10 protein-coding genes are annotated in these 14,582 nt (G+C 74.8%); 8 read left to right on the forward strand and 2 right to left on the reverse strand.

The window, feature by feature from the left end:
• The gene (locus ACSYGO_RS30620) at positions 1 to 1,077 is read right to left on the reverse strand and encodes a DUF4097 family beta strand repeat-containing protein (protein ID WP_460389782.1); all 1,077 of its coding nucleotides are present in this window, start codon (positions 1,075 to 1,077) and stop codon (positions 1 to 3) included.
• A 165-nt stretch (positions 1,078 to 1,242) separates the two neighbouring features.
• Here ACSYGO_RS30620 and ACSYGO_RS30625 point away from each other — a divergent pair, with 165 nt between their 5' ends.
• A complete protein-coding gene (locus tag ACSYGO_RS30625) occupies positions 1,243 to 2,070 on the forward strand; it encodes a hypothetical protein (protein ID WP_460388378.1) in 828 nt (275 codons plus the stop codon).
• A gap of 1,129 nt (positions 2,071 to 3,199) precedes the next feature.
• Here ACSYGO_RS30625 and ACSYGO_RS30630 read toward each other — a convergent pair.
• Entirely contained in the window at positions 3,200 to 3,382 is a 183-nt protein-coding gene (locus ACSYGO_RS30630) for a DUF6104 family protein (protein WP_005312030.1), read from the reverse strand.
• A gap of 152 nt (positions 3,383 to 3,534) precedes the next feature.
• On the opposite strand from ACSYGO_RS30630, the gene ACSYGO_RS30635 reads away from it, so the two are divergent.
• From ACSYGO_RS30635 to ACSYGO_RS30665, 7 genes are all read left to right on the forward strand, one after another.
• The gene (locus tag ACSYGO_RS30635) at positions 3,535 to 4,032 is read left to right on the forward strand and encodes a CU044_2847 family protein (RefSeq protein WP_426679717.1); all 498 of its coding nucleotides are present in this window, start codon (positions 3,535 to 3,537) and stop codon (positions 4,030 to 4,032) included.
• Positions 4,029 to 6,152, forward strand: coding sequence for a VMAP-C domain-containing protein (locus ACSYGO_RS30640; protein WP_432175693.1), 2,124 nt, complete (start codon positions 4,029 to 4,031; stop codon positions 6,150 to 6,152). The genes ACSYGO_RS30635 and ACSYGO_RS30640 overlap by 4 nt, the downstream gene beginning before the upstream one ends.
• Positions 6,153 to 6,300: 148 nt before the next feature.
• Positions 6,301 to 7,329 (forward strand): AAA family ATPase, encoded by a 1,029-nt coding sequence (locus ACSYGO_RS30645; protein ID WP_095936584.1) that lies wholly within the window; start codon positions 6,301 to 6,303, stop codon positions 7,327 to 7,329.
• Positions 7,330 to 7,336: 7 nt separating this feature from the next.
• Complete coding sequence (locus tag ACSYGO_RS30650; RefSeq protein WP_460388380.1) at positions 7,337 to 10,825, forward strand: SAV_2336 N-terminal domain-related protein; 3,489 nt, start codon at positions 7,337 to 7,339, stop codon at positions 10,823 to 10,825.
• 50 nt (positions 10,826 to 10,875) lie between these two features.
• On the forward strand, positions 10,876 to 11,097 hold the full coding sequence (gene fxsA / locus ACSYGO_RS30655; protein ID WP_037764743.1) for an FxSxx-COOH cyclophane-containing RiPP peptide: 222 nt from the start codon (positions 10,876 to 10,878) through the stop codon (positions 11,095 to 11,097).
• A gap of 589 nt (positions 11,098 to 11,686) precedes the next feature.
• Entirely contained in the window at positions 11,687 to 12,802 is a 1,116-nt protein-coding gene (locus tag ACSYGO_RS30660; protein WP_460389783.1) for an FxsB family cyclophane-forming radical SAM/SPASM peptide maturase, read from the forward strand.
• Entirely contained in the window at positions 12,802 to 14,538 is a 1,737-nt protein-coding gene (locus ACSYGO_RS30665) for an aKG-HExxH-type peptide beta-hydroxylase (protein WP_460389784.1), read from the forward strand. The genes ACSYGO_RS30660 and ACSYGO_RS30665 overlap by 1 nt, the downstream gene beginning before the upstream one ends.
• Positions 14,539 to 14,582: the final 44 nt, after the last annotated feature.

Below are 14,582 nucleotides of genomic sequence, written 5' to 3' on the forward strand. Positions count from 1 at the left end.
TCAGAGCACCTTCTTGTCGGTCGATGCGTCCTTGTCGGCAGTCGAGGCGTCGGTCGATGCGTCGGTCGATGCGTCGGTCGATGCGTCGGACGGGGCGGTGCCGGGCGTCGGAGCGGCGTCATCGGCTGCGGTGTCGTCGGTCGCCGTGCCGTCGGCCGGGTCGTCGGTCCCGGCGGCTCCGCCGGCCGGGGGCTGGGCCACGGTGTCCGCGGGGACCTCGACCGGGGTGTCGTCGAGCGGCTCCGGGCCGTCGTCGTACGGATCGTCCTCGGCCGGTGGCCTGCGCAGCAGTGCGATGGAGCCGGAGGCGGTGATCGCCTTCAGCCTGCCATTGCCGGCGCCGAGCCTGCCGGTGATCTTCTTGGCGCCCCACTGCCCGCTGACCCTGAGGTCCTCGAAGGCGTTGGAGACGGTGCCGCTCGCGGTGTTCGCCTCCACCTCCGCGTCCGCCGGGTGCGGGAGGCGGATGGCGATCTCGCCCGAGACGTTCGTCAGCTGGACGTTCGTCGGGGTGCCCGTGGGGTCGAGATCCACGATCATCGAGCCGCTCACCGAGTCGGCGCGCACGGAGGCCCCGGAGCCCTCGACCACGGTCAGGTCGCCGGAGACGGAATTGAAACGGAGGTCGCCCGTGACGGCCTGCGCCTCCAGATTCCCGGACACCGTGTCCACGCGCACGGGCCCGGCGACGCGGACGAGCGTCGTGTCGCCGGTGACGCCCTTCACCTCGACGCGCCCGTCCATCCCGGAGACCACGGCGGCCGCGCCCACCACCCCGACCTCGACCCGGGTGTCGCTCGGGACGGCGAGCGAGACCACCACGTCACGACGCCACCCCTGGCGGTCGAGCCATTTGAGGAAGCCCTTCCAAGGAAGGTCCTCGTACGCCACGGTGAGGGTGCCGTCCTGCTGGGTCACCCGTATCGGCGGGCCCTCCAGATCGGAGACCTCCAGGCGGGCGGAACCCTCGTCGGTGCCCACGACGTTCACCGTTCCGTTGACGACGCGCACGTGCAGTGCCGTCACCGGGTCGTCGAAGGAGAGCTTCTGCGGCTCTGCGACGGACCACTCGGACATGGTGCAGACCTCCTCGACCGGGCCGGACCCCCACGCGAGCCCGAACGCGACGCGCCATATCGCGTCTTCTGCCATTCACGATATATCGCGGATCGCGAAAGTCAAGACACCCGTTCCGGGTATCAAGTGCGGTTTGGAGCAGGCAAATCGCCCTAAAATGTGACTATGTCGACTGCGTCCGGTGGGCCCTCGGCCCGAGGTCCCGGTGCCCTGCTCCTGTGCCGTGCGCACCCCGCGTCCGTCGGTCCCGCCGCCCGGCTGCTGCACGAGCGGATACTGTTCGCCGGCGCCGGACCCGAGTGGAGCGTGCTGGTGCCGGAGGGCGGTCCCTGGCGGCACGGCGCCGAATCCGTCGACCGGGTTCTCGCCGGGTGGGCCGCGGCCCTGGCCGTCAGCACCCCCTGGCCCGTACTGGCCCTGTGGTGGGACGCCGACCGCAGCGGCTGCACCCTGGCCTCCGGGTTCCGCCGTCCCGTCGGCTACGAATGGCTGGCGGACGGCACCCCGGTCGGCGAGGACGAGGCGATGCGCACCTTCGCCGCCCGGCTCGGCCTGGACCCGGTGCTCGACATGCAGGACCTGGAGCACCTGACGAAGCCCGACCCCGGTGCCGACGGGCACGCGCGCGTGCGCGTGCTCCTCGCCGTCCTCACCCGCACGGGAATGGTGCTCCCCGCCGGGCTCGGCCCGGGGGTGCCCCTGGACCGGCTCCGTGAGGTGGCCCGCATCCTGCCCGGGGCCGAGCAGACGGAGTGGGACCGTCGGATCGCGGCCGTGCACGCGGAACCGGGCACGTCGGAGGACGGAGTCCTGGGGTCCTGGTTCCGCGGCACGAGGGCACGTGTCCTGGCCTCCGCCGAAGTCGGCGCCGGCCTCCCGCTCACCGCCTGGGGCGTACGGCGGCGAAGCGCCGGGTGGATCGCCGCGGGAGCGCTCCTGACGGTCCACGGCGGTCTCGGCCTGGCCTACGACCGGCTGCGCGCCTTCGACTGACGCGGCGAACCACACGTCCCGGCGTGGCCGCGGCCACAGGCCCGCGGAGGAGGCGCTGCGGGCCGGGCCCACACGCCCGCGGAGCCGGCGATGCGCCAGCGGGTTCGCCGGGGGCGCACAGAGCGGCCTCGGGACCCGTCACGGTGCGCTGTGCGATCGCGTCATGGCGGCCACGGTGCGCACCCGTCGCGCGGGCTCCGGGTATGCCCCTGGTCGAACCCGGCACGTTCCTCGGAAGTGGCTTCTTCATCGCTCCGAACCGGGGTCCGACCTGTCTCTGCGGATCCGCGGCACGGTGCCGGTGCTCTGCCGCCGGGGCGACCGGCTTCACGACGACCAGAGGGGAGTGCCTTGTCGCACACATCGTTCAGGGCGGCCCCGGGTCGTGCCGTGACGGGGCCGGCCCGATGCCGTGTGCGGGGAATTCCACCGGTGGGAAGGCCGGGCGCTGACTTTCCGGGCCCACGGCATCGCCCTGTTCTACGACGACCCGTACCCGCCGCTGCCCGACGCCGGACACCTGCTGGAGGGCCCCGTGCAACACCTGACAGTCGTGTCCGATCGCCCGGTACGGTCCCGCAGACGGCAACGGCCTTGCAGGAAAGGGATGTCGAGTCTCTTTCGCTGCGGCCCTGCGCTCACAGGTGCCGTCACGCGTGGTCCGACGCTCCGACGAAGGGAGGAGGAGACGAGTGCGGCCCCCTGCGCTCACAGGGGGCCGCGTGCGTAGCCCGACAGCTCCACCGATCAGGGAGAGAACCATGGGTTGCCCACCCGATGCTACGAGTGACCCGGAAGACACGTCGATCTGCCCGGTTCACGGGCGTCCGACGGACACCTCGCCGTCGTCCCACGCCGGACGAGGCCTCCGGGCGAAGCGACGAAGCGGTCTGCGGTCCTTGGGCCGCACCGCCGGTCACGGTCTGGTCCAGGGCCTGACGTCCGCGCTCGGCGCGGCCGTGGTGACCGGCCTCGTCTGGTGGACCCAGCGGTGAAAGGCGGGGTCCGCCGTCTCTTCGGGCGGCGGGCCCCGTTCCCACAGGCGGCACAGGCGGCACAGGCGGGGCCGCAGGCGCCGTGGGCGGCGCCGCCGTCCCGCGCCCGGGGCAGGGCCTGAGGAACCTCCCGCCTACTCCTCGTCGTCCTCGTCGTCCAGTCGTGCCAGCCAGGTCGCCAGCCGCTCCACGGGCACCTCGAAGTCCGGGTTGAGGTCGACGAACGTGCGCAGCTGCTCGGCGAGCCACTCGAAGGTGACCTCTTCCTCGCCGCGCCGCTTCTCAAGTTCCTCGATGCCACGGTCGGTGAAGTACATGGATGGTGCTCCGTCGGTGAAAGTGAAGTGCAACGCTGGGAAAAGGATAGGTGGGGCGGGCGGCGCGCGGAGGTCCTCTGTCGTGGGCGCTCCCCTGCGGCTAGCCTGCAAGGTCGGCGGTACCACGGGGGCGTGGGGGAACGGGGGATGCCATGGGTGACGCAGTGACCCGGATCGCACGGATCGAGTTGCCGGACGGGACACCGGTGTGGGCACGGATCTCGGGGGCGGAGGAGCTGGAGCTCTCTTCGGGCGAGCTGTCGTTCACGGACACCGGGTTCGGTGAGCGGATCGAGGCGCAGGTCGAGAGCCTGCAGTCGGTGATCACGGGAGTCGCGCGTTCGCTGGCCGCGCCGCTGCGCGCCGTGCGGCCGGACGAGGTCAGCGTGGAGTTCGGGATCGAACTGACGGCGAAGGCCGGCAAGGTGGTCGGCCTGCTCGCCGACGGGGAGGCCAAGGCCGGGATCACGGTGACGCTCACGTGGAACGGCGGCCCGCCGGACCTCGACGGCACCGGGGGCGACACACGCACCACGGCTGCCGACGCGACCGCCCGGGCGGACGGGACGGCCGGCCCGCACGCGGGCGCGTCCCCCGGCGCCCCGGCGCACGGCGGCCCCGGTGACTCCGCCGCCGGGGGCGGGGCATGACGGACGGGCACGCCCCGGGCGCACCGGGCGGCCCCGGGAACGCTCACCGTGCGCTGCGTGATCTCGTCATGGCGGCCACGGTGCGCATCCATCGCGCGGGCTCCGGGTATGCCCTGGACGAACCCGGCACGTTCCTCGGGAGCGGCTTCTTCCTCGCTCCGAACTGGGTTCTGACCTGCGCGCACGTGGCTCGGAGCGGCGAGGGGGGCGAGGTGACGGTGGTCTACGAGACGGGGCCGGGCCGGGGTACGTCCGCCGTGGCGGGCGAGGTCGCGGCGGCCCTCCCGGAGCACGCCGAGCGTCCCGTCCGCGGCACGTGGCCGGCCCCGGACCTCGCGCTCGTGCGGCTGCGCGAGCCGGTGGACCACGACTGCGCCTATGTCACCGAGCGGCCCGCCGCGTACTACGAGGAGGCGGTCGTCCTCTACTCGGGCTGGTCCGTGGTCGGCGGCGAGCTGCGCCGGCTCAGCGGGACGTGCAAGGTCCAGGGGACCCTCGGCGGCTGGTCGGACGACGAGCAGATCCGGCTGGGCGGCGACGTGCTGCCGCCCGGCGTCTCCGGCGGGCCGGTCGTCGATCTCGCGCGCGGGGAGGTCGTGGGTGTCCTGAAGTCCCAGGCGGACCGCGGCCTCGGCGGCACCTGCACGGGAGTGGAGCAGTTACGGTCCCTGCCCGTGCCGGCGGACGAGGTGCCGGCCGAGCACGACGACGTCTATCAGGCCGTCTTCCACGCCCACGACCGCTACCACCGTGACCGGCAGCGGCACCCCGACACCGCCCGCAGCACCTGGGCCGACGTGCAGAACGAGCTCGGTGCGCGGCCCGGACGGGCGCTCAGCCCGGAGGAGCGGACCCAGCTGCTCGGCAGGCTGGCCGACCTGCCGCCCCCGGTCAGCACCCGCTCCCTGCTCGGTCTGCTCGAATCGCTCCTCGGCGGCCGGGCCGCGATCCCGCATCCGGCGCCGCGCGGCTGGCGCGACGCCTTGGGCGCGCTGTACGAGAGCTCGCGACAGGACGGCGCCCTGGAACTCGTCCTCGACTACGCGATGCGGGCCATGTCCGCCGAGCGTCCCTTCGTCACCCCCGGCACCCAGGCAGCCGAGCGGGCGCTGTGGGAGTGGGTGCGGCAGATCGCGGAGGGCCGCCCGGGTCCGGCGTACCGGCGGCGCCTGAGCCAGCAGTGGATCGAGCGGCTCCAGGTGCCGCGGCACGACCCGTCCCCGGCCGATGCACGGGCGGCGCGCGCGGCGGCGCATGCGGCCGATCGCGCGCCCCGCATGTTCGTCCTGCTCGAACTGGAGCAGCTCGGCTGGGAACCGGGCCGCTGCGACTGGCACGTCTCGGTGGGCCACCCGACCGGTGAGGTGGCGCGGCTGCGCGACGGCGAGCGGGTCCCGCTGGAGGATCTGCCCGGTGTCCTCGCGCAGCCGCTCGCGGAGGCGTTCCGCCAGTGCGACGAACCGGGGCGGCCCGCGGACCTCCAGGTCGCGCTGCCCCATCTGCTGCTCGGTCTCGACGTCGACGCCTGGGAGCTCGGCCCGGACGAGCCTCCGCTCGGCGCCCACCGGCCCGTCGTCGTGCGCTGCGCCGACCGCGAACAACTGCCCGACGGAGACGCACTCTTCGCGGTCGGCGGGAAGGAATCCGCCCCGGACGACGAGCAGGAGGAGCGGGAGGCCAGATGGCGGTGGATCCATGCCTACGGCGCACGGGCCGAAGTCCTCGACTGCGAGGACGGGTTGCGGGTACCCGTGCCGCCCGGCGAGTGGCTGCGCGGGCTGCCGCACCGGACGATCCCCGTGCTGTGCCGCTACGGCGACCACCGCTTCGACGGCGACCCCGGGGCGCTCGTGCGGATCGTGCACGGCGGGTACGGAGTCGCCCTGTGGCGGCGCTGGCGGGGCCAACCCGACGCAGTGTGCGGTGAGTTCCACCGAAGGGCCGGGGACACCGTGGCCGGTGCGGGCAGCGCGGACCGGCTCCCGGAGCTGGTGCACGCGCTGCGCGCCGGACTGCGGGCGGGCAAGCCGGAGACCTTCTGGGCCGACGGAATCGCCCTGTTCTATGACGATCCGCGCCGGCCGCTGCCGGGGACCGGTGACCTGTTGGAGGCGCCGTGACCGTGACCGCCGGAGGAACCGGGCCAGGGCCGCACCGAGTCACCGTCAGGAGCCCCTTCCGGGCTCTTACGGCGGTCACCGAGGGTCGATACGGTGAAGCACGATCGACGGCTGTCGTGGGGGGTCGAGTGACGACGAGGACTGGGCAATGACCGAATCCAGTGAGTGGCTCATCTACCGAGGCGCCGGCGAACCCCATGACGGCCTGGCCCGTCTCCCCGCACCGCCTCCGTGGCGGGACTTCGCGAGCCGGGACACGGCCGGGAGCGACGGCGACGGCTCCGAGGACCGCAGGCTCGGTGCGCACCGGCACCTGGCCGAACTGCACCGGCCCGGCGCCGAGGAACTCGAAATGATCAACGCGGCGCTCTACCTGCGCCGCCCGCTGCTGGTCACCGGCAGCCCCGGGGCGGGCAAGAGCACCCTCGCGCACTCGGTGGCGTACGAACTGGGCCTGGGCAACGTGCTGCGCTGGCCGATCGTCAGCCGGTCCAGCCTCCAGGACGGGCTGTACCACTACGACGCGATCGCCCGGCTCCAGGACGTCCAGATCGCCGCACCGCTGGGCAGCGATCCGGCCACTCCCGGGGCGCCGGGCTCCGTCGAGGGCATCGGCAGCTACATCCGTCTCGGTCCGCTCGGCACCGCGCTGCTCCCCTCCGACACCCCGCGGGTGCTGCTCATCGACGAGCTCGACAAGAGCGACATCGACCTGCCCAACGACCTTCTGAACGTGCTGGAGGAGGGCGAGTTCGCCATCCCCGAGCTGGAGCGCGTCGCCGACCGGCTGCCCGGCGGCGAGGCCGAGGTGCTCACCGCGGACGGCACCAAGGCGAAGGTGCGCGACGGCCGGGTGCGCTGCCGTGCCTTTCCCTTCGTCGTGCTCACCAGCAATGGCGAGCGCGATTTCCCCGCCCCGCTGATGCGCCGCTGCATCCACCTCGAACTGGGCCGGCCCGACCACAAACGGCTCGCCACCTTCGTACGCGCGCACCTGGGCGACGAGGCCGCGCGGGCCGGGGACGACCTCATCACCCACTTCCTGGAGCGCTCGCGCAGCGAACTCGTCGCGGCCGACCAGTTGTTGAACGCCATCTACCTCACCGACGCGGCGGCACCGCCCAGTCGTGACCGGCTCGCGGATCTCCTCATCCAGCGACTCGACCGTCCGAGGTGAAGCGCTGATGCCTGATGCCGCGGCGCGCCACGGGCCCGAGCCCGCCGTGCCTGCCGTACCCCCCGGACCCGACGGCCCGTCCGGGCCCGCCGACTCTGCCGGCCCGTCCGGGCCCGCCACGCCGTCCGGACCCGCCGGACCGTCCGGCTCCGGTGGACCCGCGACGGCCTCCGGCGGTGATCCGATCGCCGAACTGGTCGCCAGGATGCGGCAGATCGGCCTCGACCCGGACGCCGGACAGCTCTGCGACACGCTGTGGCTCGCCCGCTGGGCGCGTCCCACCGACGCCGCCGAACCGCCGGCGGGCCGAGGCGCGCCCACCGGTACGACGCCGGGGACGGGGCGCGACCCGGTGCCGGAACGCGCGGACCCGCGCGATGCCGTCCCGCCCGTGACGGACGACCGGCCCGCGCCACCGCCGCAGGACGAGAGCGCGGACCGGCGCGTCGCGCTCTACCCGGTGCCCCGGGACGGCGCGCCCCGGGGGTACGGACAGGGCCGGGTGACGGTGCTCCCGGTCGGGGTCCCGGCGGCCCCCGCGTTCCCCTCCCCGCTCGAACTCCAGCGCGCATTACGCCCCTTGCAGGGATACCGCACCGCGGCACCGCCGCTGCGCACGGTCCTCGACGAGACGGCGACGGCGGAGCTGAGCGCGCGGGCCGGCGGACTCGTCCTGCCGGTGTTCCGCGGTGTGACCCGGGCCGACGCGGCGCTCCAGCTGGTGATGGACGCCTCCTCGTCGATGCGTGTCTGGGACCGGATGTTCGCCGAACTGGAGCAGGTTTTCGGCCAGTTGGGCGCCTTCTGGGACATAGAGGTCAGTCATCTGCACCAGGGGCCGGACGGCGAGCCCGCCGTCAGCCGCAGCGCCGAGCCCGGCGCGGCCCCCCTGCACTCCGCCGACCGGCTCAGCGATCCCACCGGCCGCCGGATCACTCTCCTGGTCAGTGACTGCGCGGGCCCCCTGTGGCACAGCGGGCACGCCCACCGGCTGCTGCACCACCTGTCCCGGCTGGGCCCCGCCGCCGTGCTCCAGCCCCTGCCGCAGCGCATGTGGAACCGCACCCGGCTGCCCGTCTCGTACGGGGACCTGACGCGCGGCGAGGCCCTCGCGGGCGCCGCGACGCTCAGGGTCCGGCTGCCGGCCGGCAGCCCGCCCGAGGCCCGTGCCGGGGCGCTCCCCGTGCCCGTCCTGCCGCCCGAGCCCGCCGCGCTCGGCGCCTGGGCCCGCCTGCTGTCCGGGGCGGGCGCGGGACCCGTGGCCGGAGCCGTCGGCTGGGTGCGCCACGACCATCCGCCCGCCCGGGCCGCCCGCCCCGGCCGCCGGCTGTCCGCCCTCGAACTGGTCAGCCGGTTCCGCTCGAACGCCTCGAAGGCGGCCGGGCGCCTCGCCGGCTATCTGGCCGCGGCGCCGCTCAGCCTGCCGGTGATGCAGCTGGTGCAGCGGACCATGCTGCCCGACTCCGGGCCGTCCGAGCTGGCCGAGGTGCTGCTCAGCGGCCTGGTGTCGCGTGCCAAGGCCGAGGAGCACGGCGCGGACGGCACCCAGTGGTACGAGTTCGCGCCCGGCGTGCAGGAGGCGCTGCTGTCGCCGCTGGGCCGCGACGAGGCCATGCTGGTGCTCAAACACTGCTCGGAGTACATCGAGTACCGCTTCGGCAAGGGCGGCCCGAACTTCCCGGCCCTCGCGCTGGCGCAGCTCGGCGACGCCGGCTCCGGACGGCCCTACGCGCCGGGCACCGGATATCCGGGCGGCCACGGGGACAACGGCGACAACGGCGGCGCCACGCTGGTCCCGCAGCCCTTCGCGGAGGTCGCCGCCCGGGTCCTGGAGCGGTTCATGCCGCTGCCCGAGCAGTTCGCGCTGTACGGCGGCCGGGGGCGAGCGGACCTGGCGGACGAGCGGCCCACACACACGGCGGTGATCCGGGCCCGCACCCTCGTCGAGCAGTTCGACACGGACGGGATGGTGCAGGACCTCATCGACGCGGTGCAGTTCCTGCGCGGCGCCACCGAGCACGAACGGCCCGCCGGCGCCGACCCGGAGCTGTGGGCCGAGTACGCCAACTGCCTGCTGCGGCTGTGGGAGGTGCAGGGCGGCGCCGAGCTGCTGCGCGAGGCGGAGACCGCCGCCGAGCGGGCCGTCGCGCACCCACGGGCCCTGCGCGAGCGGGCGGTCCTGGCGCGGGTGCTGCACGCCGCCGCCACCGACCGCAGGCGGCGCGGCGACCGGCGCGGCGCGCTCGACCTGCTGCGCCGCGCCGACCGCGAGTACGCGGTGGCCTGCGCGGCGCCCGGACTGGACGCCGCGGAGGCGCTGCGGCTCACCCTGGAGCGGGTGCGGGCGCTGGAGGCCCAGTGGCGCCTCGGCGGCGACAGCGCCTTGCTCCAGGGCGCGGTCGGGATGCTGGAGGCGTTCGCGGACGCCTGGCCGGACCGGCGCCACCGGCCGCCCGAACTCCCGCTGGCGCACGGCCGTGTGCTGCTGCACCTGTCGCGGGCCACGGCCGACCACGAACAGGCCAGGCTGTACGCGGAGCAGGGCGCGCGCTCCCTGCGGGCCGCCCTGGAGGCGGGGCCCGGGGGCGACCGGCCGGCCGGGGCCGAGACCCCGCGCGAACGCGTCCGCGTGCTCCTCGACCTGGTCGACGCGCTCCTGAAGTCGGGCGGCGCGCTGGAGGACGCGCAGGCCCATGTCGACGAGGCGCTGGGCCTGACCCGTGAACAGGGGCTGCGCGCACAACTGGCCGTCCGCGCCGGGCGCATCAAGGTCGCGCGCTACGGCGAGTCGGGCGACCCGCGCGAACTCCAGGACGCCGCGGAGCGGTTCGAGCACGCCGCGCGCGGTGTGCCCCGGGACGCCCTCGCGCACGCGGACGTGCTCGCCGAATGGGGCGAGGCGCTGCTGCGCCGCGCCGTGCTGGACGACAGCGACGGCACCCGGGAGACGCTCTCCCGGGCCATCCGGGTGCTGCGGGACTGCCGGACCGAGACCCCGGCGGGCAGCGCGGAACTGGCGCACCGCCTGCTGCTCCTGGGCCGTGCCCTGATGCTGCGCTACCGGGTCCGCGGCGACCGGGTGGACCTGAGGGAGGCCGAGCACCTCTTCGGGCTCGCGGCCCTGGAGGCCGGCGAACCGCTGACGGCCGCGCGTTGCTGGCTGGAGCTCGGGCAGGCGCAGTTCGAGGCGTACCAGAGCCTCGGCCGGCCGGCGCGGCTCGACGAGGCCATCGACGCCTTCCGCGCGGCGGCGGAGTCGGCGCGCGAGGCCGAGGAGGACGCGGAGACGGACCGGCGGCGCCAGGAGGCCGTGGAGCTGGGCGCGCAGGCGCACCACTGGCGGGGTATGTCCTACGAGGCGGCGGCGCGTCCGCGTGCCGCGCGTGAGGCCTACCGGGCCGCCAGGAGCGAGTGGTCCCGGCTGCCGGACGGCGCCGTGAGCACGGGCGAGCCGACGGCCCGGCAGACGGCTCAGCGACTGGCCGAGCTGGAGTGAGGGAGCGCGTACCGGCGGCCGCCGGGGCGAGTGAGGATGAGGGGGAGGACATGGGTGCACGGGACGAAGCACTGGATTCCGACGTCGCCGCGGAGCGGCTGCCCGGTCTGGCGGACCGGCCGGCTCCGGAGGAACTGCCGGACCTGCTGGAGCTGGACCTCGCCGATCTCAGGACGATCCAGCACCCGGTGCTGGCCGAGGTGCTGACGGAGCTGAGGGACCGGGCCGGGCAGCCGAGCGAGATGCTGTGGGGGTTCAACAACGCGTTCTGACGGTCGAGCGAGGCTGGTGAGCCGAGCGAAAAGCGGTCAATCTTCGCTCATTAAGCGTCAGTTCCGGTCGGCGCCGTGGTTGAACCGGACAAGTTCCAACGTGCCGCGTTTGTGTCGGGCCCCTGCCAGGGAATGGCGCCCCGTACGGACCGCCGGGGACGGCGCTCCGTACGGGCAGGGGCCCGTGGCACGGACCGTACGGTCGAAGCCGCGGGCCGGACAGCATGGGGGTGCCGGAGTGTCTGACGAGGTGACCTCCGTGATCCCGACGACACCCACCGATCCTCCGGCCCCTGCCACACCTCCGCCCCACACGGGGGCTCCGGCCCCCGCCGGTGCTTCGACACCGACCGGTGCTCCGCCCCCCGTCGGTACATCGACGCCGGCCGGTGCTCCGGCCCCGGCCGGTACTTCGACGCCGACCGGTGCTCCGCCCCCCGCCGGTACTTCGACACCGACCGTTGCTCCGACCCCCGCAGCCGTCACGGCGCAGGTGGCGTCCGCCGGGCCGCCGGCGCGCTCCCCGGTCCCGCGCGGCCGCGTGAGTGCTCATGAACCGCCGTTCCCCTTCCGGCAGTTCATCGTGAAGATGCACGGCCGCTGCAACCTCGCCTGCCGCTACTGCTACCTCTACGAAGGCCCCGACCGCGGCTGGCGCACCCGCCCCGCCGCCGCCCCGGCCGCCGTGCTGGAGCGGACCGCGGGACGCATCGGCGAACACGCCCGCGCCCACCGGGCCACGGCCGTCTCCCTGGTGCTGCACGGCGGCGAACCGCTGCTCGCGGGCGTGGACACGCTCGCACGCTTCACCGATCTCGTGCGGACCCGTGTTCCGGGCGCCTGCGCCGTCCACGCCACCGTCCAGACGAACGCCACCCTGCTCGACGAGCCGCGGCTCGCCGTCCTTGCCCGGCACGGCATCCGGGTCGGAATCAGCCTGGACGGCGGCCTGCCCGCCCACAACGCGCTGCGCACCGACCGCGCGGGGCGCCCGTCCTGGCCCGCCGCCGCGCGCGGCGCCCGCCTGATCGCCGACCGCCACCCCGAGGCGTACGCCGGCATCCTCACCGTCGTGGACCCCACGACCGACCCCGTCGAGGTCTACGAGTCCCTGCTCGCGCTGCGGCCACCGGCTCTGGACCTGCTGCTGCCGCACGGCAACTGGTCCGCCCCGCCACCGGGCAGGGACGGCACCGGAACCCCGTACGGGGACTGGCTGTGCGCCGTCTTCGACCGCTGGTGGGGAGCCGGACGCCGGGAGACACGGGTACGTCTCTTCGAGGAGTGCGTCGCGCTGCTGCTCGGGCTGCCCGCCGCCACCGAGTCGCTGGGCCTGGCCCCCTTCGACGCCGTGGTGGTGGAGACCGACGGGTCGATCGAGCAGGTCGACTCACTGAAGTCCTGCTACGAAGGAGCGGCCGAGACGGGCCTCGACGTCTTCCGGCACAGCTTCGACGACGCCCTGCGCCACCCCGGTGTGGTGGCCCGGCAGGCCGGCTCCGCCGGGCTCGCCACGACCTGCCGCGCCTGCCCGCTGCTCTCCGTCTGCGGCGGCGGACACTACGCGCATCGATACCGGGCCGGCCACGGCTTCGCCAACCCCTCCGTCTACTGCGCCGACCTCCAGCGCTTCATCCGCCACGTGGCGGAGAGGCTCGCCGGGGCCGCGCCCGTCCCCGCCTCTCGCGAAGGAGGCATCCCGTGATCCTGCCGGCGGTCCCGGAGCGGGCCCTGACCGAACTCGGCCGCACCGAAGGCGGCCCCGAGACCCTGGGACTCCTCGTCCGCGACCAGCACACGCGACGGCTGCTGTTGCTGCGGGCGGTGCTCGACGCGGCGGAGGCGGCCGGCCCTGCGGTCTGCTCCGCCGCGGCACGGGCCCGGCTGCGGGACGACTGGGCGCTCCTGGAGGAGGCCGACCGGGTGGAACGGCCGGGCCGGGCGCACCGGGGCCCGTTGTCCTCCGAACGGGCGCCGGACGGGTACGCCGGGACGCATGGCGATCTCGGCACGCGGGGTGACCTCGGGGCGTACGGCGATCGCGGGACGCAGGACGACCATGGGCTGCACGGCGATCGCGGGACGCGGGGCGCCGTCGGGACGTACGGACACCCTGGGCTGCCCCCGGACCCCGCACCGTACCTGGATCCCGTCGTGCACGCGGAGCCCGCGGCGCACGCGGATCCGGTCGCGCACGCGGACGCCGTGGTGCGTGGCGCGGCCGAGGCCGTCTCCGCCCTCGCCGCCCCGCCGTTGTCCTCCGTCCGAGCCCTCCTGCTGCATCCGTTCGTGGGCCCGTGGGCCCGGCACTGCCTGAGCGGACTGGGTACCCCGCCGGGGCCGCGCACGGACCGCGACGCGCGTGAACTGGCCTGCGGGCTCGCCCACTTCGGGGCACTGGCCGCCGCCGCGGCCACGCGGGCCGGCATCGCCTTCGCGGTACGGCTGACCGCACTCGACGGCGTGCTCACCCTGCCCTCGCTCGGCGCGCTGCGCACGACCACCTCGGGGGACACCCCGGTGGACGTGGTGCACCGCCGCGGGCGTCTGACGTTCCGCAGGGCCGGTGCGGCGGACGTGGTCGTGCGCCTCCAGACCGGTGTCGGAGCGTGGTCCGACGCCGCCGCCTGGACCCCCGCGCACGCGCTCCCCGGTCTGCTCCCGGGCTCCGCGCCCGTCCCCCTGGACGACCTCGACCCCTACCGCACCGCACGCGGCGGACCCCGCCCCCACACGCTCAGCGGCCCGGTGACGCTCGACGACGAGGAACGCAAGCACTGGCTGCACGCCTGGTCGGGTACCGCGTCCGCCCTCGGGCTCGGCGGCACGCAGCGGCTCGCGGAGGCCGTGTCCCTGCTGCGCTGTCTGGTCCCGCTGTCCGCGCCGCCCGGCTCGCTGCCCGGCGGGCGCCCCGGCGGCAGTTGCAGCGTCACCCGGCGCGAGGCCTTCGGCGCCGTGCTCAGCAGCACCCCAGCCGGGCCCACCGCACTGGCCGCCACCCTCGTCCACGAGGTGCAGCACACCAAGCTCGCCGCGCTCACGGACATGCTGACGCTCCATCACGCAGGTCCGAGCGCACGCTACTTCGCGCCGTGGCGGTCCGATCCGCGGCCGTACGACGGCCTGTTGCAGGGCACCTACTCCCATCTCGCGCTGGCCGACTTCTTCCAGCGCCGCGCCCTCGCCGCCGACCGCCCGGCCGACCGGGACGCCGCCTGGGCCCAGCACGCGCGTTATCAGGAGCAGGTCGGAGCCGCCCTGCCGACGCTGGTCGGGTCGGGCGATCTCACCGAGCCGGGACGCAGGTTCGTGAACCAGATGGTCCGGGTGTACGAACGACTGGCCGAGTGCCCCGCACCCCGGGGCCAGGCCGCACGGGCGGCGGCGTACGTCCGGGCGGCGCGCGCCCTGTGGACGCAGCGCCATGCACCCGCCGAATAATCCCGGATGCCAGCCGTTTCAAGATCCTTGCGCGAAGATCGTCG

The sequence above is a fragment of the Streptomyces krungchingensis genome, assembly GCF_054729265.1.

What these genes read in the sequence shown, in the direction of transcription:
- ACSYGO_RS30620 (WP_460389782.1), bottom strand. Translation starts at nt 1,077, where the DNA reads ATGTCCGAGTGGTCCGTCGCAGAGCCGCAGAAGCTCTCCTTCGACGAC.
- ACSYGO_RS30625 (WP_460388378.1), top strand. Translation starts at nt 1,243, where the DNA reads ATGTCGACTGCGTCCGGTGGGCCCTCGGCCCGAGGTCCCGGTGCCCTG.
- ACSYGO_RS30630 (WP_005312030.1), bottom strand. Translation starts at nt 3,382, where the DNA reads ATGTACTTCACCGACCGTGGCATCGAGGAACTTGAGAAGCGGCGCGGC.
- ACSYGO_RS30635 (WP_426679717.1), top strand. Translation starts at nt 3,535, where the DNA reads ATGGGTGACGCAGTGACCCGGATCGCACGGATCGAGTTGCCGGACGGG.
- ACSYGO_RS30640 (WP_432175693.1), top strand. Translation starts at nt 4,029, where the DNA reads ATGACGGACGGGCACGCCCCGGGCGCACCGGGCGGCCCCGGGAACGCT.
- ACSYGO_RS30645 (WP_095936584.1), top strand. Translation starts at nt 6,301, where the DNA reads ATGACCGAATCCAGTGAGTGGCTCATCTACCGAGGCGCCGGCGAACCC.
- ACSYGO_RS30650 (WP_460388380.1), top strand. Translation starts at nt 7,337, where the DNA reads ATGCCTGATGCCGCGGCGCGCCACGGGCCCGAGCCCGCCGTGCCTGCC.
- fxsA (WP_037764743.1), top strand. Translation starts at nt 10,876, where the DNA reads ATGGGTGCACGGGACGAAGCACTGGATTCCGACGTCGCCGCGGAGCGG.
- ACSYGO_RS30660 (WP_460389783.1), top strand. Translation starts at nt 11,687, where the DNA reads ATGCACGGCCGCTGCAACCTCGCCTGCCGCTACTGCTACCTCTACGAA.